This window comes from Geobacillus sp. Manikaran-105 (assembly GCF_002809955.1).
GTDB classification, from domain to species: Bacteria; Bacillota; Bacilli; order Bacillales; family Anoxybacillaceae; genus Geobacillus; species Geobacillus thermophilus.
Genome location: NZ_PIJG01000042.1, coordinates 1 through 26,723, shown reverse-complemented (window position 1 = coordinate 26,723; position 26,723 = coordinate 1). Strand labels below are relative to the sequence as shown.

Annotated in this window: 23 protein-coding genes and 2 pseudogenes; 9 read left to right on the top strand and 16 right to left on the bottom strand. The window is 50.8% G+C overall.

Annotation, left to right across the window (positions count from 1 at the left end; genetic code table 11):
• Positions 1–228: 228 nt before the first annotated feature.
• The 7 genes and pseudogenes from CV945_RS12515 to CV945_RS12485 all read right to left on the bottom strand — a co-directional run bounded on the left by CV945_RS12515 (position 229) and on the right by CV945_RS12485 (position 7,915).
• Complete coding sequence (locus tag CV945_RS12515) at positions 229–984, bottom strand: iron ABC transporter ATP-binding protein (protein ID WP_060787964.1); 756 nt, start codon at positions 982–984, stop codon at positions 229–231.
• The gene (locus CV945_RS12510; protein ID WP_100659897.1) at positions 978–1,928 is read right to left on the bottom strand and encodes an iron chelate uptake ABC transporter family permease subunit; all 951 of its coding nucleotides are present in this window, start codon (positions 1,926–1,928) and stop codon (positions 978–980) included. Before CV945_RS12510 ends, CV945_RS12515 begins: the two co-directional genes overlap by 7 nt.
• Positions 1,921–2,868 (bottom strand): ABC transporter permease, encoded by a 948-nt coding sequence (locus CV945_RS12505; protein WP_033017398.1) that lies wholly within the window; start codon positions 2,866–2,868, stop codon positions 1,921–1,923. The genes CV945_RS12510 and CV945_RS12505 overlap by 8 nt, the downstream gene beginning before the upstream one ends.
• Positions 2,869–3,319: 451 nt before the next feature.
• Positions 3,320–3,748 (bottom strand): annotated as a pseudogene (locus tag CV945_RS12495) (aldehyde dehydrogenase family protein); the annotation flags it as partial.
• Positions 3,703–3,981 (bottom strand): aldehyde dehydrogenase family protein, encoded by a 279-nt coding sequence (locus CV945_RS17305; protein WP_232722143.1) that lies wholly within the window; start codon positions 3,979–3,981, stop codon positions 3,703–3,705. The pseudogene CV945_RS12495 and the gene CV945_RS17305, both read right to left, overlap by 46 nt.
• A gap of 363 nt (positions 3,982–4,344) precedes the next feature.
• On the bottom strand, positions 4,345–6,066 hold the full coding sequence (cysI, locus tag CV945_RS12490) for an assimilatory sulfite reductase (NADPH) hemoprotein subunit (protein ID WP_100659896.1): 1,722 nt from the start codon (positions 6,064–6,066) through the stop codon (positions 4,345–4,347).
• Positions 6,067–6,091: 25 nt separating this feature from the next.
• Positions 6,092–7,915 (bottom strand): assimilatory sulfite reductase (NADPH) flavoprotein subunit, encoded by a 1,824-nt coding sequence (locus CV945_RS12485; RefSeq protein WP_100659895.1) that lies wholly within the window; start codon positions 7,913–7,915, stop codon positions 6,092–6,094.
• Between the two features lie 242 nt (positions 7,916–8,157).
• On the opposite strand from CV945_RS12485, the gene CV945_RS12480 reads away from it, so the two are divergent.
• Entirely contained in the window at positions 8,158–9,045 is an 888-nt protein-coding gene (locus CV945_RS12480) for a LysR family transcriptional regulator (protein ID WP_063329839.1), read from the top strand.
• A gap of 31 nt (positions 9,046–9,076) precedes the next feature.
• On the opposite strand, the gene CV945_RS12475 is transcribed toward CV945_RS12480, so the two are convergent.
• The 5 genes from CV945_RS12475 to CV945_RS12450 form a co-directional block, all read right to left on the bottom strand.
• Positions 9,077–10,006, bottom strand: a complete 930-nt coding sequence (locus CV945_RS12475) for a cation diffusion facilitator family transporter (protein ID WP_015374587.1) — start codon at positions 10,004–10,006, stop codon at positions 9,077–9,079.
• 16 nt (positions 10,007–10,022) lie between these two features.
• On the bottom strand, positions 10,023–10,331 hold the full coding sequence (locus CV945_RS12470) for an ArsR/SmtB family transcription factor (protein WP_025951296.1): 309 nt from the start codon (positions 10,329–10,331) through the stop codon (positions 10,023–10,025).
• Positions 10,332–10,497: 166 nt separating this feature from the next.
• Entirely contained in the window at positions 10,498–10,815 is a 318-nt protein-coding gene (locus tag CV945_RS12465) for a YbjQ family protein (protein WP_033025186.1), read from the bottom strand.
• Between the two features lie 65 nt (positions 10,816–10,880).
• Positions 10,881–11,351 (bottom strand): DUF2935 domain-containing protein, encoded by a 471-nt coding sequence (locus CV945_RS12460; RefSeq protein ID WP_100659894.1) that lies wholly within the window; start codon positions 11,349–11,351, stop codon positions 10,881–10,883.
• 436 nt (positions 11,352–11,787) lie between these two features.
• On the bottom strand, positions 11,788–12,999 hold the full coding sequence (locus CV945_RS12450) for an acyl-CoA dehydrogenase family protein (protein ID WP_100659892.1): 1,212 nt from the start codon (positions 12,997–12,999) through the stop codon (positions 11,788–11,790).
• Positions 13,000–13,246: 247 nt separating this feature from the next.
• On the opposite strand from CV945_RS12450, the gene CV945_RS12445 reads away from it, so the two are divergent.
• The 5 genes and pseudogenes from CV945_RS12445 to CV945_RS12425 form a co-directional block, all read left to right on the top strand.
• Positions 13,247–14,587, top strand: coding sequence for a sigma-54 interaction domain-containing protein (locus CV945_RS12445; RefSeq protein ID WP_015374584.1), 1,341 nt, complete (start codon positions 13,247–13,249; stop codon positions 14,585–14,587).
• Between the two features lie 174 nt (positions 14,588–14,761).
• Positions 14,762–15,535 (top strand): SDR family NAD(P)-dependent oxidoreductase, encoded by a 774-nt coding sequence (locus CV945_RS12440; protein WP_100659890.1) that lies wholly within the window; start codon positions 14,762–14,764, stop codon positions 15,533–15,535.
• An 18-nt stretch (positions 15,536–15,553) separates the two neighbouring features.
• Positions 15,554–17,155, top strand: a complete 1,602-nt coding sequence (locus CV945_RS12435) for a class I adenylate-forming enzyme family protein (RefSeq protein WP_100659889.1) — start codon at positions 15,554–15,556, stop codon at positions 17,153–17,155.
• Between the two features lie 147 nt (positions 17,156–17,302).
• Positions 17,303–18,670 carry a short-chain fatty acid transporter gene (locus CV945_RS12430; RefSeq protein ID WP_015374581.1) on the top strand — a complete coding sequence of 456 codons (1,368 nt, stop codon included), beginning with the start codon at positions 17,303–17,305 and terminating at the stop codon, positions 18,668–18,670.
• 108 nt (positions 18,671–18,778) lie between these two features.
• Positions 18,779–18,889, top strand: a pseudogene (locus tag CV945_RS12425) (SDR family oxidoreductase); the annotation flags it as partial.
• Between the two features lie 60 nt (positions 18,890–18,949).
• Here the strand turns inward: CV945_RS12425 and CV945_RS12420 are convergent.
• Positions 18,950–19,207, bottom strand: coding sequence for a hypothetical protein (locus tag CV945_RS12420; RefSeq protein ID WP_015374580.1), 258 nt, complete (start codon positions 19,205–19,207; stop codon positions 18,950–18,952).
• A 357-nt stretch (positions 19,208–19,564) separates the two neighbouring features.
• Between CV945_RS12420 and CV945_RS12415 the strand changes: the two genes are divergently transcribed.
• From CV945_RS12415 to CV945_RS12405, 3 genes are all read left to right on the top strand, one after another.
• On the top strand, positions 19,565–20,404 hold the full coding sequence (locus CV945_RS12415) for an MBL fold metallo-hydrolase (RefSeq protein WP_100659888.1): 840 nt from the start codon (positions 19,565–19,567) through the stop codon (positions 20,402–20,404).
• Between the two features lie 136 nt (positions 20,405–20,540).
• Positions 20,541–21,335: an adenosylmethionine decarboxylase gene (gene speD / locus CV945_RS12410; protein ID WP_044745791.1), complete on the top strand. Its 795-nt coding sequence runs from the start codon at positions 20,541–20,543 to the stop codon at positions 21,333–21,335.
• 106 nt (positions 21,336–21,441) lie between these two features.
• Positions 21,442–22,566, top strand: coding sequence for an NAD(P)/FAD-dependent oxidoreductase (locus CV945_RS12405; RefSeq protein WP_100659887.1), 1,125 nt, complete (start codon positions 21,442–21,444; stop codon positions 22,564–22,566).
• Positions 22,567–22,670: 104 nt separating this feature from the next.
• On the opposite strand, the gene CV945_RS12400 is transcribed toward CV945_RS12405, so the two are convergent.
• The 3 genes from CV945_RS12400 to CV945_RS12390 all read right to left on the bottom strand — a co-directional run bounded on the left by CV945_RS12400 (position 22,671) and on the right by CV945_RS12390 (position 26,456).
• Positions 22,671–23,219, bottom strand: coding sequence for a YpiB family protein (locus tag CV945_RS12400; protein ID WP_100659886.1), 549 nt, complete (start codon positions 23,217–23,219; stop codon positions 22,671–22,673).
• 18 nt (positions 23,220–23,237) lie between these two features.
• Positions 23,238–24,590: a glycosyltransferase family 2 protein gene (locus CV945_RS12395; RefSeq protein WP_100659885.1), complete on the bottom strand. Its 1,353-nt coding sequence runs from the start codon at positions 24,588–24,590 to the stop codon at positions 23,238–23,240.
• Positions 24,591–24,941: 351 nt separating this feature from the next.
• Positions 24,942–26,456, bottom strand: a complete 1,515-nt coding sequence (locus CV945_RS12390) for a malate:quinone oxidoreductase (RefSeq protein WP_198518512.1) — start codon at positions 26,454–26,456, stop codon at positions 24,942–24,944.
• Positions 26,457–26,723: the final 267 nt, after the last annotated feature.

Here is a 26,723-nt window from a genome sequence, read left to right as displayed (position 1 = left end):
TGCAACCCCAAGTCAAGGAAGGAGGACGAAGTCCGCTTGTACTTCTGGGGAGTTGCAAGCCCCCACTTCAAGCGTTAGCTAAGTGGGGGTAGTTGACATACTTGACTTTGATCGCGTCTCCCCGTCCCATGTTTGAATCCGAGACGGAGCTCTTCACCAAGCATGCCCATAGGCTTCCACAGCCCGCTTTTTCACTAGTCAAGATGGACGCTTTCTCATGGGAATTTGCTAAAAATACACACAGATGCGCCGATTTTCAATCGTCTGCACGCGCACATCCAAATCATAAATGCCGCGAAGCACTTCATCGCGCATGATCGATGAAACATCCCCTTCACAGACGACCGCTCCATCTTTTAACGCGACCATATAATCGGAGTAACAGGAGGCAAAGTTAATATCGTGCATCACCATCACGATCGTTTTGCCAAGCTCATCGACCAGCTTGCGCAACACTTCCATCATTTGCACGGCGTGTTTCATATCCAAATTGTTCAATGGCTCGTCCAAGAAAATATAATCCGTATCTTGCGCCAACACCATCGCGATATAAGCTCTCTGCCGCTGTCCGCCGCTCAACTCGTCCATATAGCGGTCTTGCAATGGCTCCAACTCCATATAGCGGATCGCCTCACGCACATAGTCGCGATCTTGGCGCGTCAAGCGGCCGCGCGAATATGGAAAGCGGCCGAACGACACCAATTCGTGTACCGTCAAGCGAGCCGCAATGTGGTTGGATTGCTTCAAAATGGAAATTTTTTTCGCCAACTCTTCTGTCCGATAACGAGCAATTTCCTTTCCTTCAATCCAGATTTCTCCGCCATCTTTTGGAATTAAGCGGCTCATCATGGACAAAAGCGTGCTTTTCCCCGCCCCGTTCGGGCCAATGAGCGATGTGAGCTTGCGGCGTGGAACAGATAAAGATACACGGTCAATCACGGTCTTCCCACCGTATCGCTTCAATACTTGTTTCACCTCTACCATGCTTTTCGCTCCTTTAACAAAAGATATAGAAAATAGATGCCTCCGACCATGTTGACAATGACAGACAACGTCGTCGAAAAGGTGAACACTCGCTCGACTACCAGCTGGCCGCCAACGAGGGCGATGATGCCGAACAGCGCCGCTCCTGCAAGCAAATAACGATGTTCATACGTTTGAAAAAACGCATACGCCACATTGGCGACTATCAATCCGAAAAACATGATGGGACCAACAAGCGCGGTCGAAACCGACACCAACACCGCCACAATCATCAGCAGCCGTTTGACGACCGTTTCATACGCCACGCCTAAATTGATCGCATGATCTTTGCCGAGCGACAGCACGTCCAACTCGTGAAGATGACGGTATGTATACAATGTCGCAGCCGCAATGAGCAGGCCTGCCGGCCAAAGCAAGTCTGTTTTTATATTGTTGATGCTCGCAAACATTCGATCTTGAATGATGGAAAATTCATTTGGGTCAATCAAATATTGCATGAAAGACGTCATACTTTGGAAAAACGTACCAAGAATCATCCCAACAAGCAAGATGAAATATAAATTTTGCCCTTCACGGCGAAACAAAAACGAATACAATAAAACTGAAAAACCGATCATCGACCCAGCAGACAAGAGAAAGTGCAAGGTGTTGCCCATCATGGTCAACGTCGTCGAACCGAACAAAAACACCACAGCAGTTTGTACAAGCATATAAACGGAATCAAGCCCGATAATGCTTGGAGTTAAAATACGATTATTGGTCATTGTCTGAAATAAGACGGTCGAAACCGCCCCCGCCCAACCGACAAGCACCATCGCGACAATCTTTTCGCTCCGCGAGCGCAACACATAGTCAAAATCCCCTCGCAAGTGTGTAAACAAAAACAACACGATCAATCCGAGCGCCAATACCACGAGCACAACCACTTTCATCCGATTAGACATACTGCTTCGTTCTCCTTACGAGCAAATATAAAAAGACACCGCTTCCGATTACTCCAACCGTCAAGCCGATCGGAATTTCGTATGGATAAATGGCGACTCGGCCAAATACATCGCAAATCAGCACAAACAAAGCGCCAAATATGGCTGTCAACGGCAATACTTTGCGCAAATGATCCCCATAATACATCGTGACGATGTTCGGAACGATCAGCCCTAAAAACGGCAGCGTCCCAACCGTCAACACCTCAACAGCAGAAACAACAGCGACAATGAGGAGACCAGTGTAGACAATCGAACGGTAGCGAACCCCTAAGTTCGTCGCCATCTCCTCCCCCATGCCGGCGATCGTAAACCGATTGGCGTATACATAAGCGATTGCCATGAGCGGAACGCTCACATACAGCATTTCATAACGTCCTTGCATCATAACGGAAAAATCGCCGTGCATCCATGCGGACATCGATTGAATCAAATCATATTTATAAGCCAAAAACGTCGCGACAGAACCGACAATATTGCCAAACATCAAGCCGATGAGCGGAATAAAGATCGAATCTTTATACTTCACACGATCCAAAACCGTCATAAACAGCAGCGTCCCCACAAACGCAAACACAACGGCAATAGCCGCCTTCACAAGCGGCCCTGCGGCAGCGAATGCAATCATGGACACCAACAGGCCAAGCCGCGCCCAATCCATCGTTCCCGCCGTCGTCGGCGACACAAATCGGTTTTGGCTCAACTGCTGCATGATCAAGCCGCAAATGCTCACGCTTGACCCGGCGATCAGAATGCTGATGAGCCTCGGCAAGCGACTGATCAAAAACACTTCCCACGCCTCACGGTCGCCGGCAAACAGCTCGCGAGGCGATAAATCATGCACCCCGACAAACAATGATGCCGCAGCCAAAACAACAAGAAGCACCATCCATTTTTTCATGTTTTCTCATCCTGTCTCCCGTTCTATCCCATCATACAAGTCGAATGACGATGCCATGTCCAGACTCAATTGCTTTACAGGTGCAATTATGATATTGATTATCTTTCCTAATTAAAAAGATAAATTCTGCTTGTGTTGAGAAGCAACCAGCACCGCCAAGATAGCTGGCATCTCCTCAATCGCTGTTCTTTTCAAGTCAAGCCATTCTGTCCGCATGCGGCCACCACATCTCACTCCATTCTTTTGAAAACCATGCTCCTGCCCAAACCCTAAAAAGAGAGGGATTATCATTTTCACATTTCATATTTTAATTGATAAAAATTATCATTGTCAATATTTTTCATCGTTTTTTTGTAAGCAAACCGTTTGCTCGCCGACAATCGCCTTCACCAATGGCTTGACGCTAAAAAAAAGCGCCCTGCCTAAACGGCAGCGAACTTTGCTCCATTTCTTATCCTTTGACCAACACCGTTTTCATCGCCGTGAAAAACTCGATGGCTGCCCGCCCTTGCTCACGCGAGTGGGAGCTCGACTGCTTCATCCCGCCAAACGGCGCTTGCAGTTCGACTCCTGCGCTTTCTTCATTAATCCGGACGAGCCCGGCCTCGATGTCTTGGATGAACGCGAGCATCTTGCCGATATTTTGCGTGAAAATCGAGGCGCTCAATCCAAATGGCGTGTCATTGGCCAGCGTGATCGCTTCCTCGAATGTATCGACTTGGATCAACGCGAGCACGGGGCCAAAAATTTCCTCGCGAGCGATCGTCATGTCGGGCGACACGTTTTCAAAGATGGTCGGCTGCACATAAAACCCTTTTGCCCGTTCCCCATCCGTCAAACGTTGGCCTCCGTAAACGAGCGTCGCCCCTTCTTCGATTCCTCCGCGCGGAACAAATACTCTCCGCGTTTCGGGCCGGATAACTTCCGCCATGCCGCCTGCGCCCGCCGCGCCGCCTCCACCGCGGCGTTTACATCTTCCGCACTAGACTCTTGGACATAGCCGACGATGTCATCGATGTCGGCTGGGTTAAGGCTGGCTTCGATTTTTCCAGTGGAGGAATGAATCCATTCGCCATTGATGTAATTCAAGTATGTTTGTTTTTCTGTTCCCATCTTCATAATATCTTCTCCCCCTTTCCATTCACGTGATCGCTGCATACGATCTTGGAAAAAATGTTTGCCCCTGGTCATGATCTGAAAAATACAAGTTCATAACACTACTATAATATAGTTGAAATATTTTGTGAATTATATAAGTTGCAACTTTTTTACATAGCATTGTTCGCTCTTTTTGTCACCGTGCCAGCTTTTCAAGTGATAAAGATAGGACATGGAGATCGGAAATCCTTTATTACAACCTAATATTGATTGAATGCGGCTACAATGAACAAAACACCGAAGCCATTGCATGAAAGCAACAAAAAACCAACCTCCCCTAAACAAGGAGAGGCTGGTTTCCATTTCACCCTGACCACTTTAATCATGGAAATTCGTCCCATCCGTCACTTCTTTGACGATGCCGGCGCGGATGACGAAGTCGCCGAAATGTTCACCGTCAAGACGCTCTTTCGCATAGCGGGATAGGAGGACGCGCAGTTCGCGCAAAATTTCTTCTTCGCCGATGTTTTCGCGGTACAGTTTGCCAAGGCGCGTGCCGTTGAACGCAGCGCCGAGGTACATGTTGTATTTTCCGACCGCTTTGCCGACGAAGGCGATTTCTGCGAGCACGTGGCGGGCGCAGCCGTTCGGACAGCCCGTCATGCGGATCGTGATTTCTTCGTCGCGCAAACCGTTTTCGTTGATAATCTCCTCGATTTTATCAAGCAGCTTCGGCAAGTAGCGCTCCGCTTCCGCCATCGCCAAGCCGCACGTCGGCAAGGCGACACAGGCGAGCGCGTTGCGGCGCAAGGCGGTGTACCGGCGGCCATCGGTCAAGCCGTATTCGGCGATGAGTGCCTCGATCTCCGGCTTTTTCTCGCTCGTGACGTTAGCGATGACCAAGTTTTGGTTTGGCGTCAGCCGGAAATCCCCGGTATGGACTTTGGCGATTTCGCGCAGGCCGGTCATCAGCTTGTAATCGTCGTAGTCTTTGACGCGTCCGCCTTCGACAAAGAGTGTGAAGTGCCATGTCCCATTGACGCCTTCGACCCAGCCATAGCGGTCGCCGCTATGCTCGAAATGGTACGGGCGCGCTTCGCCGAGCTTCCAGCCGAGGCGGCGCTCAATTTCTTCTTTCACCGTTTCAAGGCCAAGGCGGTCGATCGTGTATTTAAAGCGGGCGTGTTTGCGCGATGAGCGGTTGCCGTAGTCGCGCTGAACGGTCATAATTTTCTCCGCCACCTCGACCACTTGATCCGGCCGGCAGAAGCCGATCACCTTGGCAAGCTGCGGATACGTCGTTTTGTCCCCATGGGTCATCCCCATGCCGCCGCCGATGGCGACGTTAAAACCGGCGAGTTTGCCGTCTTCCACGATGGCGATCAACCCGATATCTTGCGAGAATACGTCGACGTCGTTGGACGGCGGGACAGCGATTCCGATTTTAAATTTCCGCGGCAAGTACGTCGGGCCGTAAATCGGTTCTTCCTCACCGTCGACTTGCGGCGTGCCGGCCACTTTTTCGTCATCCAACCAAATTTCATAATACGCCCGCGTCCGCGGCAACAAATGGTCGCTGATCAGCTTTGCCCACTCATATACTTCCGCATGCACTTCCGATTGGTACGGGTTCGGGTTGCACATGACGTTTCGGTTGACGTCGCCGCAGGCCGCAAGCGTCGTCATCAGCGCGTTGTTAATGGCTTGCATCGTTTTTTTCATGTTCCATTTTAAGATGCCGTGCAATTGGAACGCTTGGCGCGTCGTCAGCTTCAACGTGCCGTTCGCATACTTGCGGGCGAGCTCATCCATGACAAGCCACTGTTCCGGCGTCGCCACCCCGCCCGGCGTGCGGACGCGAACCATGAACTGGTATGCAGGCTCCAGTTTTTGTTTTTGCCGCTCGGTGCGCACGTCGCGGTCGTCTTGCAAATAGCTGCCGTGGAATTTCATCAACCGGTTGTCATCCTCTGGAATTCCTGCGCTGAGCGGGTCTTCCATCGTTTCCGCGAGCGTGCCGAGCAAGTAACGGCTTTCCTGCTTGATGCGCTCGACATCGCTTGGCGGTCCGTCCGGCGCTTTTAACTCGACTTTCGCCATTTCCGATTCCACTCCTTCTTTGAGATTAATAGACGTCGCGTTGGTATCGTTTTTGCTTTTGCATCTCCGTGACATACGCTTCCGCCTGTTCACGGCTCATTCCGCCTTCTTTTTCGATAATCTCAATCAACGTTTGGTGAACGTCGCGCGCCATGTGTTGTTTGTCGCCGCATACGTAGACGACAGCACCTTCCTCAAGCCAGCCGAACAGCTCTTTGCTTCGTTCAATCATCCGGTGCTGCACATACACTTTCTTCTCCGTATCGCGAGAGAAGGCGACATCCATTTTGGTCAGCACACCGCTTTTCAACCATGCGAGCCATTCGGTTTGATACAGGAAGTCGGTCATAAAGTGTTGGTCGCCGAAAAAGAGCCACGATTTTCCGTTGGCTCCTGTCGCCTCGCGCTCTTGCATAAAAGCGCGGAACGGCGCAACCCCAGTGCCTGGACCGATCATAATGATCGGCGTCGATGGGTCTTTTGGCAGCTTAAAATTCGGGTTCGGCTGCACAAAGACCGGCAACGTATCGCCGATTTGGACGCGTTCGGCGCAGAACGTCGAGCACACCCCTTTGCGCAGGCGGCCGTGCGACTCATAACGGACCGCGCCGATCGTCAAGTGCACTTCATCTGGATAGGCCGCTAAGCTGCTCGCGATTGAATACAGGCGCGGCGGCATTTTGCGCAAAATCGAGATGACTTGTTGCGGCGCCGCATCCCATGGGCCGAAGTCGCGGAACGCATCCAATAAGTCGCGGCCTTTGGCGTATTCTTTCAGCTTCGCCTCATTGCCTGGGGCAACGAGCGCTTGAAGCTCGCTGTTTTTCGACAGCGGCGCAAGCTTTTGCAACAGCGCTTTGGTCAACACGGTGATTTCAAAATGGGACGTGAGCGCTTCTTTGAGCGACCGCACTTCCCCGTCTTTGTCGATCGTCACCGTTTCTTCCGGGTTCCATTTCATTTCTTGAATGATGAGATCGACAAGCTCCGGATCGTTTTTCGGGAAGATGCCAAGCGCATCGCCCGGTTCATACTTCAACCCCGATCCTTCAAGAGACAATTCGAGATGGCGCGTTTCTTTGTTCGATCCGCGGCCGTTTAAGTTGATGTTTTCCAGCACCTCAGCCGGGAACGGATTTTTCCGCGAATAGACGACCGCCGGTTCGGCTTTCGGCACGGCCGCAGCGGCCGACAACACTGGCGCGGCCTCGGCATTGATCCCCTTGCTCAGCTCGGCAAGCACGCCGTCAAGCCATTTCGCCGCCGCTTCCTCGTAGTCGACGTCACAGTCGACGCGCGGATAAAACCGCGCTCCCCCGAGCTCCTCGAGCCGCTTGTCAAAATCTTTCCCCGTCTGGCAAAAATGTTCATACGACGTATCGCCAAGCGCCAAGACGGAAAAGCGTAAATGATTCAGCTTCGGCGCCCGTTTGCTGTGGAGAAACTCGTAAAACGACACCGCGTTGTCTGGCGGATCGCCTTCCCCATGCGTGCTCACGATGATGAGCAGCGTCTCGACTTTCTTCAATTCATTCGGCTTAAAGTCAAGCATGGACGACACTTTCGCTTCAAACCCACGCTCTTTGAGCGCTTTGCCGGCTTTCTCAGCCAACTTTTGTGCATTGCCGGTTTGCGAGCCGTACAATACCGTAACTTCTTTCGAAACCGGTTTGCTGCTTCCAGCAAACAGCGCTGGCGCTTCGGCATCCAAAACGGCAACCGCCGCCTCGGCAGCGGCCAAATACCCGCTCAGCCAAAATTTTTGCGCTGGCGTCAACGTCGGCAACAAACGGTTCAAGAGCTCAATCTGCTCCTGGCTAAACGGACTGTTGGTTACTTGCAGCTGCAACGGTGTCCACCTCACAATATAAAAATAAGATGGAATCGATTGGCGTTGCTTAACCCGCCATCATGGGCGGACGCCAAATTCCATTAATCCCTATAAACAAAGTATACTTTATCCAAAATATCATATTTACACTTTACCGCAAAACAAAACATTAGTAAAATAAATATAAATTATTAAAACTATTAACATCACTAATAATGATTCGCAACAAAACAGTCAGGCTGCATGCGAGGGGTTGGCCAATGTATTACGACGAGTTGAAGACGTTCATTACGTTAGCAGAAGTGAAAAATTTCACAAAGACGGCGGAAATTCTCCATTTATCCCAGCCAAGTGTCAGCTTGCACATTAAAAATTTAGAGAAGGAGTTCCAGACGAAACTGTTCATCCGCTCCCCGAAGCGGCTGCGCATGACGCCGACGGGCGAGCTGTTGTACGACCGCGCCAAACAAATGGTGGCGCTCTATGAACAAACAAAGCAAGACATTTTGGAGCACCATCATTCGGTGAAAGGCAAATTGACCATCGGCGCCAGCTTTACGATTGGGGAGTATATTTTGCCGCCGCTTTTGCCCGATTTCCAAAAGCGCTATCCAGAATTGGAGCTTGAGGTGATGATCGGCAACACGAAAGAAATTGTCGAACTCGTCAAATCGTATCAAGTCGACATCGGCTTGATCGAAGGGCAAACGAACGAAAAGGAACTGTCTGTTCATCCATTTATGCAAGACGAGCTCGTCATCGTCGCCTCCAAGCGGCACGCCTTGGCGCAAAAAGGCGAAGTCACGATCAGCGAGCTGCAAAACGAGGCGTGGGTGGCGCGCGAAGTCGGGTCGGGGACAAGGGAATATTTCAATCATTTCATCCGCTCGAACGGGCTGAAAATCCAATCGCTCATGATCATCAGCAGCAACCAAGGCATTAAAGAAACGCTGATCAACGGCAACGCCCTGTCCTTGCTGTCGCGCAGCGTCGTCGCCCGCGACATCGAGCACGGCCATCTGTCCATCGTTCACTTGAACCATCCACCGTTTTACCGAATGTTTTCCTATATTTGTGCACCGATTATGGAAAACAAGCAAAATGTACGTATCTTCCTTGAAACGTTGCAACACAATTGGAGATCCTAAAAAACACGGGGAGAAGCTTGGCAGCCCTCCCCTATACTTCCATCTCCCCATGGCGAATATGCGGCATTTCGATTTGAATCGTCGCATGGCGAATGTGAAAGCGCGTCTCGATCAAATCAATCGCCCGCTGCAAAACCGCCTGCCCATCGCAACCTTCCTCAATGAGCAAATGGCAGCTTAACGAATCAAGCCCCGAGGTGATCGTCCAAATATGCAAATCGTGCACATCGATCACGCCATCAATGCCGGAGAGCGCCGCTTTTACTTCCCCATGGTCAATCGCCGCCGGCGTTCCTTCCATTAAAATATGCACCGTCTGTTTCACCACGGCCAATGCCCCTTTTAAAATCAGCACCGACACCGCAATGGAAATGAGCGGATCAGCCGCGTACCAATCGAACAGCCAGATGACAAGCCCCGCCGCGATCGCCCCGACCGAGCCTAACGCATCGCCAAGCACATGAAGATAGGCGCTGCGGACATTGACGTTCTCTTTGACATCCCCTTTGCGCATTAACACCCAAGCGCTTGCCAAATTAGCCAGCAACCCTATGACAGCAATGGCCATCATCGGCCCGCTCGCGACAGCAGGTGGATTCACAAACCTCGCGACCGCTTCCCAAATAATCCAAGCGGCAATCCCCACCAACGCAACCCCGTTTACGAGCGCCGCTAAAATCTCGAACCGGTAAAATCCATATGTCCTCTTCGGCGACGCAGGCCTCGCCGCAAACCACACCGCCAACAGACTTAACAAAAGCGAAGCAGCATCGCTCAGCATATGCCCCGAATCCGAAAGAAGAGCAAGGCTGTTCGTCACAAGCCCGCCGACAAACTCCAGAACCATAATCCCGACGGTAATGACAAGAGCGGCCGCCAGCCCTTTTTGGCTCCCCTCTCTGCCCAAGCCATGATGATGCCCGTGATGGTGGCCGCAATGGCCGTGTTCATGATGATGCATCGTTCTTCTCTCCCTTTTATGGATGTTGAGCGTGATCAATCGCCTGCCTCAGCAGCGAAATGACATGATCGTCATCGCACGAATACACCAGTGATTTCCCTTCACGGCGATATTTGACAAGCCGCAGCGCCCGAAGCAGCGCCAGTTGATGGGAAACGGCCGACTGCGACATGCCGAGCACTTCCGCAATATGGCCGACATGGCATTCTTCCTGCGACAACAAATACAACATCTTCATCCGCGTCGGATCCGCCAACGCTTTAAAGATTTTCGACACTTCCTCCACGACGCTTTCATCTAAAAACAAATGATCTTCTGCCTTCATCATCGTTCCCTCTCATTTTAACATATGAGCATTTGTTCATATATGTGAATCATAACCTGCTTTTTTTCTTCTGTCAATCCTCTTTCGAACTGCCCAACTCCATAAACATCCGTCATGCACGAGCAAAGAAAAAAAGCAAAGGGCGGAGCACCCTCTGCTTTTTTTCTTACGATCTCACCCGCACCGCCGTCCCTGTCGCAATGCACATCATCATGCCATCGCGCAGCGTTTCAAAATCAAGATCCACCCCGATGACGGCGTTAGCGCCAAGATGCTTCGCCTTATTGACCATCTCCTTGATCGCCATCTCCCGCCCTTCGGCCAGCTTGCTTTCATACGTTCCGCTCCGCCCGCCGATGATGTCAGTGATGCTGGCGAGAAAATCGCGGACGACATTGGCGCCCAAAATGACTTCTCCCGCTACGATGCCCAAATACTCTTCAATTTGTTTTCCTTCAATGGTATTGGTGGTCGTGACAATCACAGCTATGTCCCCCTCGTGGCTCATAATAGATTGGAAGTACCCCATTCCATTATACTACATTGCCTCTATGACGTCGCCGATGAATCTGTCCGCAGTGCAGCCAATGCCGAATGAGTACCGTACAGCAACAACTGCGCGATGCCGACAAAATACTCCGATTCGCGAATGATGTGATCGAGCACCACCTTGGCGGTCGGGTTTTGGCTGACAGCTTTGCTGCGGGTTTTGATGTGCCGGCATAATTCAATGAACTGAAGGCTCTGCTCTAGGCAGTACGACACAAAATGGAGCACTTGTTGATGCAGTTGTTCAGGAACATAATGGCCGGCCCGAACCACCGATTCGATATAACGGACCGCGTGCTGATGCGCAGCCGAAAGCGCCTCCTCCCATTTTTTCAACGCTTCTACATATGGCGCTTCCAATCCAGACGCAAGCTCGCGAATGACGACCGTATGTTCTTCCTCTTGGCGCTTCCAGAATTCAATCTCATCCAAAACGCGCAGCGGCATGTGTGGGCCGTAGTAAAATTGCACGCTCTTCCCCCCTTATTTTGTGCTCTCCTTCCATAAATGTATGGGTAAAACAGAGCGTCAATTCCATAAAAAAGCGAAACAGCCGATGCAACAGCTGCTTCGCCTAAATGTTCACGGCGTCCTCGGAGACGGTTTAGCCACCCCTATTCCGCAATGGCAGTGAATGGACTGAGAAGAAACAATACATTTTTTGTCATAACTAAAAAAATGAGTTGATCAACCTCGGCCGACAGATGAACATCAAGCTGTATGCGAAAGACACAAAGAAAAGGCTCATCGAGTCGATCCTCTAGCATTACAGCTTTATCCAGCTGCACGCCTAAATGGCTAACCGGAAACACCATGCGGAAATGAGTATGTTCATCAGTCATGACACTGACTAAGGGGCCCCCACGCCGTCGACCGCGGGGGCTGCTTGCATCCGCCCGTTCAACGATCACAGATACCGAGCGTTGATTTGTTCTTTCTGGTTTTGTTCAAACTCCTTGATCATCGAACGGGCGACGACCATGCGGTGAACTTCGTCCGGGCCGTCATAAATCCGCGCTGTTCTCGCTTCGCGGTAAAATCCTTCAAGCGGTGTGTCTCCGCTCACGCCAAGGGCGCCGTGCACTTGAATCGCTCGGTCAATCGCACGGTGCAACACGTTAGCTCCGAAAAACTTGATGATGGAAATTTCTTTTTTCGCTTCTTGCCCGTTGTCCATCAGCCACGCCGCCTTCAGCGTCATTAGACGAAATGCTTCGATTTCCGCGACCGAATCGGCGATGAAATTCTGGATCGTTTGGTGGTCCGCCAGCCGTTTTCCGCGCGTTTCTCGTTTCAAAGAGTAGGCAATCATCAAGTCTAGACTTCTTTGGGCGATGCCGACCCAGCGCATCGCGTGGGTAATGCGCCCGGTTCCGAGCCGCAGCTGCGCCAGTTCCAACCCCGCCCCGCGCGGCCCCAACAAATTTTCCTTCGGCACGCGGCAGTTCGTATACCGGACTTCACAATGACCGCCTGCAAAATGGTCGCCGATCACTGGGATTTCTCGAACGATTTCAAAACCGGGATTGTCATGCTCAACAATCAGCAAGCTGAATTGCCGGTGAGGCGGAGCGTCGGGATCCGTCTTGGCCACGACAATCGAAAAAGTTGAACCAACCGCCCCCGTGGTAAACCATTTATGGGCGTTGATGACCCATTCGTCCCCATCAAGCACTGCCGCAGACCGGAGCTGCTTCGGATCTGACCCGGACACTTCCGGCTCAGTCATGGCAAAGCAGGAGCGAATGTCCCCGTTGACGAGGGGATACAAATATTTCCGCTTTTGCTCCTCCGTTCCGGCATGCCATAATATCTCGGCGTTTCCCGCATCCGGCGCCATGCATCCGAACACGTAAGGGCCGGCCGGACTCCGCCCTGCAATTTCAGACAGCAGCGCCAACGAAACAAAACCAAGCCCCGCTCCCCCGGCCTCTTTCGGCATATGGGCGGCCCAGAGCCCCATCTCTTTCACCTTTTGCTGAAGCGGCTTCAATATGTCTTCCGGCAATCCCCGGTGCGGGACGAAGTGCCGTTCATTCGGATACACATATTCCTCCATCAACGCAGCGGCTTTTTCGATCATGTCCTGCTGTTCCGCTGATGGCCGAAAGCTGTACATCACACTCACCCCTCTCCCTCTTTGCCCCATGTTGTATGCATGTTCTGTGCCAGCCAAAACAAGCTTCCGGCGCCTTTAGGACACGCAAAAACGATGAAAAAAATCATCAGAACAGTTATAATATTATAAAGATTGAAACGATAGAATTCTAGTAAGAGGAGGGATCATTATTACAGAACTGGCGCAACTGCAAGCCCGCATTCGCGAACTGGAGGCCCTAGTTCATGAACTGAAAGGAAAACTGGCCTTGTACGAAAACGTAATCAACGCGAGCTATGATCCGATCTTCATCGCCGACAAACGCGGCTACGGAATCAAAATGAACGAAGCGTACACCCGGGTGACCGGCATTACCGAGGATCAGTTGATCGGTCGACATCTAAAAGATGTTGTCAAAGACGGCATTATATCCGAATCCGTTTCCCTGAAAGTACTGCAGGAAAAACGCCGCGTGACGATCATCCAACATGTCAATGGGAAAGATTTGTTGGTAACCGGGAATCCGATTTTTGACGAAAACGGCGATGTATCCTATGTGGTGACGAACTTGCGCGACATATCAGCGCTAAAACATTTGGAGCAGGAATTGATGAAGACAAAGGCGCTGGCCGATCGATATTTGCAACAAATCAAAGTATATCAGCACCGCGAGGACACAATCCGCCATGAAGGGGTGATCGCCAACAGCCCAAACATGCTGCGGGTCATCCATTTAGCCCAAAAAATCGCCCCATTCAACTCGACTGTGCTGCTGCTTGGGGAATCGGGCGTCGGGAAAGAAGTCATCGCCAACTTAATTCAAAAATGGAGCCCCCGCTCCGATAAACCGTTCATTAAAGTGAACTGTGCCGCCATTCCGAAAGAGTTGATTGAATCAGAACTGTTTGGCTATGAAAAAGGCGCGTTCACTGGGGCAGACAGCCGGGGCCGTCCAGGCTTGTTCGAGCAAGCGCACACTGGGACGATCTTTCTCGACGAAATCGGAGAAATGCCGCTTTCGCTCCAAGGAAAACTGCTTCGTGTGCTGCAGGAGTTCGAAGTGACACGAATCGGTGGGCGGAGGACGATCAAAATTGACGTGCGTGTCATCTCTGCGACCAATCAAGATTTGGAGTCTCTCGTCAAGCAGGGGAAGTTTCGCGAAGACTTGTACTATCGTCTGAACATTATCCCGATTCACATTCCGCCGCTGCGGGAACGCCAAGAAGACATTCCTTTGCTCGCCCATTATTTTTTAGAGCGAGTTAATCAAAAATATCGCCTCCATAAACAATTCACCGATGATGCACTGCTAGCCATGAAGTCGTATGCATGGCCAGGGAATGTCCGGGAAATGCAGAACTTAATCGAACGGCTCGTCATTACAACGGAAACCGATCACATCACAGCTCTACACTTGCCTTTTTCCCATTCCACATCATTGGAGATGAAACAAGCGTCAAAAACACTGAAAGACATGGTCCGCAATCTGGAACGAGAACTGATTTTGAAAGCGATTTCCGAATACAAGACGACACGAAAAGCAGCCCAAGTGCTCGGCATCAGCCAGTCCGCCTTGGTGAAAAAGATGCAGCGGCTCGGCATTTGACAACGTTGATTCGTTTTTTCATCACTGATTCCGTCTGGAATCGTCCGACAGGACCGGTATGAACCAAAAATAGAACAATTTTGTGAACATTCCTGTATTCTTTGTGATTGGCATGCAAGTTGCAAATATATGGGTGGAGACCGAAATTCTCGACCATGGAGAGAGGTGTTGTGGATGGATATAAGCCGCCTTCCGTCCTTCCGTCTTGACGGCAAAGTTGCCCTTGTCACCGGCGGCAGCAAAGGCATTGGTTTCGCCATGGCGTGCGCCTTGGCCGCCCATGGAGCCCACGTTGTCATTGCCAGCCGAAATATGGCCGACTTGCAAAAAGCAGCAGAGGAAATCACCGGTCAAGGGTTCTCCTGCTCCTGGGTTCAAGCCGATGTCACCGACAAAGAAAATGTTCAGCGTATGGTTGACTGCGTCATCGGGCAGCACGGCCGCCTTGACATTTTAGTAAACAACGCCGGCATGAATATTCGCAAGCCACTCATTGACATCGAGGAGGACGACTGGGACCGGGTGTTAAACACGAACTTAAAAGGCATTTTCCTTGTCGGCCAGGCCGCCGCCAAACAAATGATCAAACAGCAATATGGGAAAATCATCAACATCTCATCCATTTTCGGCGGGGTCGGAATGCCGTTTCAAACGAGCTACGCCGCCAGCAAAGGCGGCATCAACCAATTGACAAAAGTATGGGCGAACGAGCTTGCCCCTTACAACATCAATGTGAACGCCATCGCCCCTGCCTACATCCGAACGCCGATGACCAGCGCTTGGCTTCAAGATGAAGAACGGTACCGAAATATCGTCAACAGCACAATGCTCAACCGCGTTGGCGAGCCGGAAGATGTCACCGGACCGGTCGTCTTTCTCGCCTCCGACGCCGCCAATTACATCACCGGGCACATTTTGTACGTCGACGGCGGCTGGACAGCGAAATAATTTGCAGGGAGGGATTCGATGATTGTAGAAGGACGTTTATATGGACGGACTGTCAAGCTGTTTGCTGAACGGCCGGCAAACGTTTACGAGATGCTCGCCCGCTCGGCCGCCACATTTCCCGACGGCGAAGCGCTCGTAAAAGGGGAAACACGGCTTTGTTATGCCGAACTGAAGCAGCTCGTCGACCGAGCAGCCAGCCGCCTCGTGGAACAAAACGTGCGCAAGGGCGATCGCGTTGCGCTGCTGCTCGGCAACGACATCGAATTTGTGCTCATCGCATTGGCTTGCGCCAAAATCGGGGCCATTTTCGTGCCACTGAACACGAGGTTGACCGCCAACGATTTGATTTACATGATGACCGATGCCGGTGCGAAAATGCTGATTACGAACCGGGAATTCGTGCGCCCGCTTGAAGACTGGCTGGCCCGCGACCCATTGATCCAATATTGCTACTTGACTGATGGACATGATCCTGAGAAGCGCCTGTATTCCTTCCATGAAGAGCTGCTCCAGCGCACAGCCGGCGAAACGCAGCTTGATACGCCGCCAGAGGAAACCGATCCGCTTTACATTATGTACACGTCCGGAACGACCGGGTTGCCGAAAGGGGCGGTCGGCAGCCATATTAACGCCATTCACAGCTGCCTCAGCTACCAATTTGTCTTGCAAACCGACCATACAACACGCACGCTCGTCGCCGTTCCACTCTTTCACGTGACCGGGTTGATCGGGCAATTGTTGCATATGCTGCTTGTCGGCGGAACAGTTGTCTTGATGGAGCGCTACCAAACAGAGACTGCCATCCGGCTCATCCAGCAAGAGAACATCAACTTTTTGTTTAATGTACCGACGATGTACATTATGATGATGTCGCATTCGTTGTTTCATACTTTCTCCTACGATTTCGTGCGCATCGTCGCCTACGGCGGAGCCCCGATGTCAAAAGAAACGATCGGCGGGCTGCGGCGCTGCTTCCCGAACGCTTTCTTACACAACGCCTACGGGGCGACAGAAACCACTTCGCCAACCACGATCATGCCCAAACAGTATCCGGACGATAAAACCGACTCCGTCGGCGTGCCCGTGCCCGTTGCCGATATCAAAGTCGTCACTGAAACCGGCGAGACGGCCAAGCCAGGAGAAGCTGGTGAGCTGTACATTAAAGGGCCGATGGTCATCCAACAATATTGGAACCGCCCGGAAGCAAACATCGCTTCATTCACCGAAGACGGCTACTGGAAATCAGGCGATATTGCCCGTATAGACGAAGATGGCTTTGTATACATCCTCGACCGAAAAAAAGACGTGATCAACCGCGGAGGAGAGAAAATTTACTCCGTTGAAGTCGAAAACGTGCTATACGCCCATCCGAAAGTGCTCGAAGCTGCAGTGGTCGGGGTAAAAGATCCTGTATTCGGCGAAGAGGTAAAAGCGTACGTCGTCGCCAAACCGGGAAACACGCTGACCGCCGAGGAGCTCATCGCTTTCGCCCGCCAGCGCCTTCCGAAATTTAAAACGCCCAAACAGGTTGAGTTGATCGACCAGCTCCCGCGCAATCCAGGGGGGAAAGTTTTAAAGAACAAGCTGGTGGAAATGTCGTTGGCGGACCAACAAAAATGAAGAAACAGGCAGTGTGAAAGGCATTGTTTTGAAAGCGTTACCAAATTTGCTGTTGAATTTGTTTCATCTTGTTGCTCCGTCCCTTATAAACGTTTTCGCCGTAAAGAGCGGAACGAATTATACATTTGTGAAGGAGGCTGACGCCGTATGGAAGCAAAAGCACAGACGAATGTCGGGATCGAAAGGCAGGACAACAATTGGATGGCCAAACTGGCACTCTTTTTCGCCAAAATCGCCGAACGCTGGCTCCCCGATTCGTTCGTCTTCGCCGTTGTTCTGACGTTTGTGACATTTTTAGGCGGAATATTGATCAACGGAAAAAGCCCGGCCGACATGATCACCTATTGGGGTGAAGGCTTATGGGGGCTGCTCGCCTTCACCGCCCAAGTCATTACCACCTTTGTCATGAGCTATGCTTTGGCATTGACAAAGCCTGTTTCCCGGCTCCTCGAAAAAATTGCCGGCAAATGTCACTCGCCCAATTCTGCCATTTTGCTTGTCACGTTTACATCGCTTGCTGCTTCATTCATCAGTTGGGCGTTCGGCCTCGTCGTCGCCGGCATTATCGCCAAGCTCGTGGCAAGGAAAGTGCGGGATGTTGACTATCGCGTGCTTGTTGCAGCTGGATACTCCGGATTTGTCATTTGGCAAGGCGGCTTGTCATCCTCTGCCGCTTTATTCGTCGCCACCAAAGGGCATGTGTTTGAGAAACAGATTGGCATTATCCCAACATCGGAAACTATTTTCTCAGCGGTCAATATGGCCATTATTCTCGTCGTCTTTTTCACGTTGCCTTTTATCATGAAGATCATCCACCCTGCCAGAAAAGAAGATCGTTTTCTTATCGATCCAGCCTTATTGGAAGATTCGATTGAAGAGCCGCAAGAACAAGCCAACTTCATCAACGACAAAATTGAAAAAAGCCGTTTAATCACGCTGGCTGCCGGCATTCTTGGGCTCGTGTACTTGATCATGCATTTTTCAAAAAACGGCTTTTCTCTTGATTTAAACACCGTCAACCTTATGTTTTTAACATTCGCTTTGTTGCTGTTTGGAAATGTGCGCGAACTCGGGGTAGGCCTTGTCAAATCGTCTAACAGCGTCAGCCAAATTATTTTGCAATACCCGTTTTATGCTGGAATCATGGGCATGATGTCGTCGTCCGGACTAGCGCAATGGCTTTCTGATTTCTTTACCAAGTTTTCGACAGCTGAAACGTTGCCGCTATTCACCTTTTGGTCAGCCGGATTCTTGAACTTGTTCATCCCATCGGGCGGCGGCCAGTGGGTCGTACAAGCGCCGATCGCTCTTCCCGCCGCCTTGGAAATGGGAATCGATCCAGCCAAAATGGTCATGGCCGTCGCTTGGGGCGAGTGGAGCAACATGATCCAGCCGTTTTGGGCTATCCCGCTTCTCGCCATCGCTGGCCTGCGCATCCGTGACATCATGGGCTTTACGACAATCACTTTCATCTATGTCGGCATTATCGCTTCTATCTTTCTGTATTTACTTTGATTAACAACAGCCCGCAGCCAACTTATTGAGCCGGCTGCGGGCAGCGTTTTTTTATCCTTAGCAAACATGAGCACCCTTAGCAGACGCCGCCCTCAAACCTCACGCAGGAGACCAGAGGAAATCGCCAACATCGCCCTGTTTTTAGCTTCCGACGATGCCAGTTTTCTAAACGGCGCTGTGATCGTCGCCGATGCCGGATGGACGGCTATTAACGTCTAAAATCGGAAAAGCCGCCCCAACACGTTTCGTTCCCCGTCGAGACCGGCTTTTTTCCTTTTGTCAGCCGCGAACCATTTGGTACACATGCATTACCAAAGCAACGACCGCCGCCACTCCAACAAACGACACCAAATACAAAATCGGCGACCCCGTGTGGCCAAACACCACTTCATTTTGCAGCATGGCCGCTTTCTCCCAAGCATTCTCCACATCGGGCTTGTAAAGCTTCGTTTTCCAATATCCTATGCCGATGGTGGATGCCAAATACACGACATGAACGATGATCGAAATGACGAAAGCGTGAATAACGGTTTTCATGAACATCCCCTTCTCACCTGTCGGAAATATGGACGGTCCTCCATTGGAGGCGTCGGCGCAAATGTCCATCCATTGCATCCGCATTCCGATACGATCTTCTATCATTTTATCATACAAGTTGCGCAAAACCATCCCCTGCATATTTCCGAATCGTTCCTTTTGATCAAACGTTCAATCCCCCAAAAGAGGGGATATTCACAGACGCTTGATTGAAGTAAGCTTAACTGTAGCATCGCTTTTCTCCATCCCATCAAGCACATGATGGGTGTGAAACGCCAATAACAAATGAATGAACATTCATTCTGTTGTGGTATAATGGTAACAACATCCTCACACCAATAAGGAGGCACGTTCGCCATGCTGATCGAGAAAGTGATCAAAAAACGGTTTGAAACAGAAGTGGTTCAAAACGTGCATATCGCCAAAGGAACGGCGATGTTTCAAGGCGTCCGCCTCACCGTCCGCTGCTTTGTCATCGATGGAGTGCTGATTGACACCGGCGCCAAATCAATGGAACACGAATTCACCTCGTTTTTTCAACACCAAGACATCGATCAAGTCGTCATCACCCACTATCACGAAGACCATACCGGCTGCGCGGCGTTTTTGCAGCGGAAAATGGGACTGCCGATTTACATGAACGAGCGGATGATCGATTACTGCCGCCAAAAAGCAGACTATCCGCTATACCGAAAAGTGTTTTGGGGCAAGCGCGACCCGTTCGTTGCCAAACCGATCGGCGCGACGTTTTCCTCGCGAAGCGCAACGTGGGACGTCATTCCCACGCCGGGTCATTCCATCGATCATGTCGTCTTTTTGAACCGCGAAACGGGGCAGCTGTTTAGCGGCGACTTATACTGCCAAGAGAAAACGAAAGTCATCTTGCGTGAGGAGGACATTCCGACGATCATCGCCTCCTTGCAACACGTGTTGACGTACGATTTCGGTGACGTCTTTTGCGCCCATGCCGGCTATCTCCCGAACGGGCGTGAGGCGTTGCAGCGAAAACTCGATTACTTGCTTGAACTTCAAGGCAACATCATCGATTTATACGAAAAAGGCATGCCGCCGAAACAAATTCAAGAAACGCTTTTCCCGAAAAAATATCCGATCGTCTTTTTTTCGGCGAAGGAGTGGGACTCCCTTCACATTGTCCGGTCGGTCATTCAAGAATATCAAGCGAAACGGGCAAGCTGAAGCGGACGCTTCCCGGAAATGGCCATAGACCATTAGGGCAAGTCCATATTCTATTTTCTTCCATTTCAAATGAAAAATTACTATCTTCGCCAGCAACGGGACAAATTAAGAAAAAACGAAAGGATGGGTCCCGTCGATGAACGAAACACCGCGCGTCAAGCTGCACGGGTTCAACAACTTGACGAAATCGCTCAGCTTCAATATGTACGATATTTGCTATACGAAAACGGCGAAGGAGCGGGAGGCGTATATCGAATACATTGACGACGTGTACAATGCCGAACGGCTGACGAATATTTTAAAACGTGTCGCCGACATGATCGGCGCCCATGTGTTAAACATCGCCAAACAAGATTACGTTCCGCAGGGCGCGAGCGTGACGATGCTCGTTTCCGAGGGGCCGGTCGTCGAGGTGCCCGAAGATGACGGCCCTTTGCCGGAGGCGGTGGTGCTTTCCCTTGACAAAAGCCATATCACCGTCCATACATACCCAGAATACCACCCGAATGACGGAATCAGCACGTTCCGCGCCGATATTGATGTCGTCACATGCGGGGAAATTTCGCCGCTCAAAGCGCTCGACTATTTGATTCATTCATTTGACGCCGACATTATGATCATCGACTACCGCGTGCGCGGATTTACGCGCGACATTCACGGATACAAGCTGTTTATCGACCATGACATTACGTCGATTCAAGATTATATCCCGGAGCACATTCGCGAAAAGTACGATATGATCGACGTAAACATTTACCAAGAGAATATTTTTCACACAAAATGCAAGTTGAAACAGTTTGACTTGGACAACTACTTATTTGGCTATGCAAAAGAGGATTTGAGCGAACAAGAAGCGAATGAAACAACCGCCAAGCTGAGAAGGGAAATGGATGAGATCTTTTACGGAAAAAATATGCCGAACACCGTTTGACGCGGGCGCCTTTTTGACGCCTGCCGGCTTTCGGGCCGGCCCACACCGGTTCCCGATTGGCGCCGTCTATGGTATGCTAGTAGAAAAAAGGAAAAGGTGTTCATGAATGAAGTACATCATCGTCGGAGCCGGCATTTTAGGGGCCTCGACCGCTTACCATTTGGCCAAGGAAGGCGCAAACGTGATCATCATCGACCGCGGCGACAAAGGGCAGGCGACCGGTGCGGCGGCGGGGATTGTCTGCCCTTGGCTGTCGCAGCGCCGCAACCAAAAATGGTACCGATTGGCCAAAAACGGAGCGAAGTTTTACCCCTCCCTCATCGAAGAACTGCAAGCGCTCGGGGAAACGGACACCGGTTATGCGCGCGTCGGGGCGCTTTGCCTGCATACAGACGAACAGAAACTGGAACAAATGGAGGAGCGCGCTCGCAAACGGCGCGAAGACGCGCCGGAAATGGGAGAGATCGTGCGGCTTCATCCCCATGAGGCGAAGGAGCTGTTTCCGCCGCTTGGCGGTGAGCATCATGCCCTATATGTGAGCGGCGCCGCCCGAGTGAACGGCCGGGCGGTGCGGGACGCCCTCACAAACGCGGCCCAAAAGCTTGGCGCCGCCTACATCCGCGGAAACGCCCAGATCCTGTTTGAAGGCTCCCGCGTCATCGGCGTGGAAGTCAATGGAGCGAAATACACGGCCGAAGCGGTCATCGTCACAGCCGGCGCATGGGCTGGCGAACTGCTTGAGCCGCTGGGCGTTCGGTTTGCCGTCACTCCACAAAAAGGACAAATCGTTCATCTCGAATGGTTGGCAGGCGAGACTGGCCGATGGCCGGTCGTCATGCCGCCGAACAATCAGTATATGCTCGCCTTCCCTAGAGGGCGAATCATCATCGGAACGACCCATGAAGATGAAGCGGGGATGGATGTCCGCGCCACCGCCGGCGGCATCCACGAAATACTGGACAAAGCGCTCGCCGTCGCGCCAGGGCTGTCGGCGTGCACCTACGTGGAAACACAGGTCGGGTTTCGCCCGCGCACGCCTGGGTTTCTCCCGATCTTCGGACCGCTTCCGGGCTTTTCTGGGGTGTATATCGCCAATGGGCTCGGCTCCTCAGGTCTCACCGTCGGCCCGTATTTAGGAAAGGAGTTGGCGAAACTCGTCATCGGCCTGCCGACGGAACTCGACCCAAGCGATTATGACGCAGCAAGCGCCGTCGCACCGATCGTTCAATGAGGGGATCAGAAAAAGCAACAACGGAGCTTCCACGATATGGACAATAGCCAACGCAGCGACTGATATCCCTTTCTCACCGTCAGGGCAAAGCTGACCGTGTTTTGTCAGCTTTGTCCTTCATATTTTTTCAACTGCTCCGTCAGCTTGTGAAACAGCTCCATATCTTTGCGGTCAAGCGCTTGATCGATTTGCATCTTCAAAATCGACACTTCATGGCGTTTCAACGCTTCATCGAGCACTTGCTCGGCCGCTTTCGCCATTTTCTCATGGCGCTCATGCCGCCGGACGTTTTCAAACGCTTGGTGATCAATGAGCCGAAGGTACGAAAAATTCCTTGCCTTTCCTGGAAAATGAAGCGTCAAATAAAGCGGCTCGTTCGGATGCAGCGCCAAATCGCCCATAATGGCGGCCAAACTCGTGCTTTTTTGACCGCGTCGATAAAACACAAGCCCCTCTTCTTCCGCCATCGCGGTTGAGATGATGAGCCACCGCGCTTGCTTTTGCTCGGTTTCTGTAAAATGGACGTTCTCAAGCAAATGGGGGTGCTGAAGCAAATACTTGAGCACAAATCGGGCATCCGGATGCTTTAAGCGATGATTGTGCAAAAACGATGTTAAAAAATTGCGCTTTTCCAAAGCCGACACCCACCTCATCGCACTGTCCCCTCCTCCCTATTTCCAAACTCTCCTTAACCGAGCTAACTCTTGTATATATCCCCAAAATGAGACTGGGGACATGATCATTTGGTAAAACAAGACAAAGACGACAAAACCAATTCTATTTCTTCTGATCTTGAGATCCAATTTTCGGAACACCGATCTTTGATATCGGTATAGAACCCAATACGCGATCAACGTCAGCGGTACAACCAACAACGTCATCGGGCCAACAATGTAATAATAACCGAAGAAGGCCAAAATTAATCCCGGTAACCAACATAAAGTATAGATGGTGTCTAAATAAGGGAGTAACAAATTCACCATCGTGAGGTATTTCACAAACAATTGTGGTTGCTGCCACGGTTTTACAACCTTCAACGCCTCGATCATTCCCCTTGCCCACCGAGATCGTTGTCTGCAAAAATGTACCCAAGAAACCGGAACATCCGTAAACGCCACCGCATGAGGTTCAAAGTAAATTCTCCATCCTTTTTCTAGCAAACGCCAAGAAAGGACAATATCCTCCCCAATGGCATCAGGCCAACCGCCAACTTCTCTAATTGCCTCCGTCTTATATAAGCTATATGCCCCTTGGGCCACCAAAGTTCCTTGGTATAATCCTTGCATTCGCTTAATCGAAGCAATACCAAGAAAATAATCCCATTCTTGAATTCTAGCAAGAAGGTTCTCCCGACTGTTTCTCACTAAAACAGCACCAGCTACAGCACAAACATTCACTGGAGCCGACTCTATCCTAGCAATCAAATATCTTACTGCTGATCGATGAAGCAATGTATCGGCATCTAATGTTATCATCAAATCGGTGCTAACATGCTGGAGGCCTTTATTTAACGCGTGGAATTTTCCCGGTTTCTCCTCTTTCAAAATGGTAACATCCAGTCCCAATCTCATTGCCGCACGGCGCGCTTTCTCTACTGTTTGATCTGTTGAGCCATTATCAACCAATAACACACGTATTTCCCCATTGTAATCTTGCTTAGCAATATACTTTAATGTGTTCTCAATTTTATCAGCTTCATTTCTGGCTGCGATCAATATCGTTACCGCTTTGTCTGGATATTCAGTTTTCAACGGAGGCTGGCGATCAAGCAATAAACTAACAACCAAAAAAGCGGTCAAATATCCGGGGATATAGGCTAAACCTGCTATAATCACTACAGAGAGCGGAAAACTTACCAAATGAGCCAAATCAAAAACCCATGGTACGGAGACATAAACGCTAAAGCACAGCCACAAAAATGCAACGATATGGCCTATTATAAATTTGTATTTAACGGGTATATAGGCTTTCGTCCTTGGTTTTATTTCAGGAGAAGACTGATTGAAAGACAAATTGGTATTCACATGAACACCCCCTCCCAAAATGATAATCTTTTTGGAAATATCCTGAATCCAAGCCTTACCCCCCTCTCAGATCAGACCATAGAAAACAAAGTTGCTATCATGGAATTAACTCCTTTGCCTATCCAACTCAAAAGTGTATGAGACAATTGTATGATAACCGTTCATAAAAAAGCAATTGAGTCATTAACGTTTCCTGATTTTTTTAGAGGAAATTTACAGTGAGATCATTTCGTCTGTGGATATAACCTTGGAGACACAAGACAGCAAATAAAAACAGCTGCCCTTCGTCTTCAGGCAGCTGTTTCTCACAGACGGCCAAGCTATCCCCAGCAGGCCGCAATTGGCATGGACCTACGCCAACTGCATCGCAAAGTGGCCGTTCAATCCGAGCGCTTCGGCTGTGGATGCTTGCACTTGCCGCAACAGCGCTTCGTTTTTCATCAACGACTCGCCGTAAGACGGAATCATCTCTTTCACTTTCGCCCGCCACTCGTTCATCCGTTCTGGGAAGCACTTCTCCATCACTTCAAGCATGACATGAACCGCCGTCGATGCGCCTGGCGACGCGCCGAGCAACGCCGCGATCGAGCCATCGGCCGCATGAACGACCTCCGTGCCGAATTGCAGCGTTCCTTTGCCGCCAGCTTCCGTGTCTTTGATCACTTGCACGCGCTGACCCGCCACGACGATGTCCCACTCGTCGCTTTTTGCCGTCGGGACGAATTCCCGCAGCTCTTGCATGCGCTGTTCTTTCGACAACAGCACTTGCTGGATCAAATAGTTGGTCAAGGCCATATTTTTCACGCCCGCCGCCAAGATTGTCAAGACGTTATGCGGCTTGATCGAGGTGAACAAGTCGAGCATCGATCCGTTTTTCAAAAATTTCGGCGAAAAACCCGCAAACGGCCCAAACAACAACATCTTTTGATTGTCGATGAACCGCGTGTCCAAATGCGGCACCGACATTGGCGGCGCGCCGACTTTCGCTTTGCCGTACACTTTCGCGTGGTGCTTTTCCACAACCTCAGGGTTGTTGCACACCATAAACAACCCGCTCACCGGGAAGCCGCCGATTCCCTTCCCTTCCGGAATGCCGGACTTTTGCAACAAATGGAGGCTGCCTCCCCCGGCCCCGATGAAGACGAACTTGGCCGCATGAAGCTCCACCGCGCCCGTGTCCAAATTCCGCACTTTCAGCTCCCATAAGCCGTCGCTTGTCCGTTTGATATCCTCGACATGATGGCGGTAGCGGATCTCCACGTTCTTCCGTTTCAAATGTTCAAACAGTTGGCGCGTCAACGCCCCGAAGTTCACGTCCGTCCCCGATTCGATCCGCGTCGCCGCAATCGGTTCGGTCACGACCCGATCTTCCATCATGAGCGGCACCCATTCGGCCAACTTTTTCGGATCATCTGTGAACTCCATCCCTTTAAACAGCGGATTGGCCGCCATCGTTTCGTGGCGCTTTTTCAAAAACGCCACATTGTCTTCCCCTTGCACAAAGCTCATATGCGGCAGCGGACGGACGAAATCTTTCGGGTCACGAAGAATACCACTGTTGACCAAATAAGCCCAAAACTGCAAGGAGACGTAAAACTGCTCATTGATTTTAATCGCTTTGCCGATGTCGATCGACCCATCGGCCTTCTCAACCGTATAGTTCAACTCACACAGCGCCGCATGCCCCGTCCCGGCGTTGTTCCACTCGTTGGAGCTTTCCGCTCCTGCCTCTTCCAGTCTTTCAAAGACGACAATGTCCCACTCGGGCGCCAATTCCTTCAAGAGCGTCCCCAACGTCGCGCTCATAATGCCAGCGCCGATTAAAATGACATCCGTTTTTCCTTGTTTGTTGCCCATGTTTACCATCCCTATCCATGAATAGTTGTAAAAGAGCATCGAGCGAGCGCTCGAAATGATTCCACCGATACCCCTTTTATTTTTGAGGGCGATTTCGACATTTATTATAACACAATTGATTAATAGTATGTCACTATTATCAATTTGAACAAAATATATTACTATAATTCAATGCAACATCGGTAACTATTCACCCCAGTGCTAGTGTATAAAAAAGCCCAGTACAAATAGGGCATTTCGGTCATAGAAAATGCCCTAGGTAGCGGAAAGAACTCG

Bases quoted from the DNA above. Each gene is read 5' to 3' on its own strand.
- CV945_RS12505 (WP_033017398.1), bottom strand. From the start codon at position 2,868: ATGAAAAAATGGATGGTGCTTCTTGTTGTTTTGGCTGCGGCATCATTG.
- CV945_RS12480 (WP_063329839.1), top strand. From the start codon at position 8,158: ATGTATTACGACGAGTTGAAGACGTTCATTACGTTAGCAGAAGTGAAA.
- CV945_RS12515 (WP_060787964.1), bottom strand. From the start codon at position 984: ATGGTAGAGGTGAAACAAGTATTGAAGCGATACGGTGGGAAGACCGTG.
- CV945_RS17305 (WP_232722143.1), bottom strand. From the start codon at position 3,981: ATGGGAACAGAAAAACAAACATACTTGAATTACATCAATGGCGAATGG.
- CV945_RS12450 (WP_100659892.1), bottom strand. From the start codon at position 12,999: ATGTACAGCTTTCGGCCATCAGCGGAACAGCAGGACATGATCGAAAAA.
- CV945_RS12405 (WP_100659887.1), top strand. From the start codon at position 21,442: ATGAAGTACATCATCGTCGGAGCCGGCATTTTAGGGGCCTCGACCGCT.
- CV945_RS12415 (WP_100659888.1), top strand. From the start codon at position 19,565: ATGCTGATCGAGAAAGTGATCAAAAAACGGTTTGAAACAGAAGTGGTT.
- CV945_RS12430 (WP_015374581.1), top strand. From the start codon at position 17,303: ATGGAAGCAAAAGCACAGACGAATGTCGGGATCGAAAGGCAGGACAAC.
- speD (WP_044745791.1), top strand. From the start codon at position 20,541: ATGAACGAAACACCGCGCGTCAAGCTGCACGGGTTCAACAACTTGACG.
- CV945_RS12510 (WP_100659897.1), bottom strand. From the start codon at position 1,928: ATGTCTAATCGGATGAAAGTGGTTGTGCTCGTGGTATTGGCGCTCGGA.
- CV945_RS12420 (WP_015374580.1), bottom strand. From the start codon at position 19,207: ATGAAAACCGTTATTCACGCTTTCGTCATTTCGATCATCGTTCATGTC.
- CV945_RS12475 (WP_015374587.1), bottom strand. From the start codon at position 10,006: ATGCATCATCATGAACACGGCCATTGCGGCCACCATCACGGGCATCAT.
- cysI (WP_100659896.1), bottom strand. From the start codon at position 6,066: ATGGCGAAAGTCGAGTTAAAAGCGCCGGACGGACCGCCAAGCGATGTC.
- CV945_RS12435 (WP_100659889.1), top strand. From the start codon at position 15,554: ATGATTGTAGAAGGACGTTTATATGGACGGACTGTCAAGCTGTTTGCT.
- CV945_RS12400 (WP_100659886.1), bottom strand. From the start codon at position 23,219: ATGAGGTGGGTGTCGGCTTTGGAAAAGCGCAATTTTTTAACATCGTTT.
- CV945_RS12390 (WP_198518512.1), bottom strand. From the start codon at position 26,456: ATGGTAAACATGGGCAACAAACAAGGAAAAACGGATGTCATTTTAATC.
- CV945_RS12470 (WP_025951296.1), bottom strand. From the start codon at position 10,331: ATGAAGGCAGAAGATCATTTGTTTTTAGATGAAAGCGTCGTGGAGGAA.
- CV945_RS12440 (WP_100659890.1), top strand. From the start codon at position 14,762: ATGGATATAAGCCGCCTTCCGTCCTTCCGTCTTGACGGCAAAGTTGCC.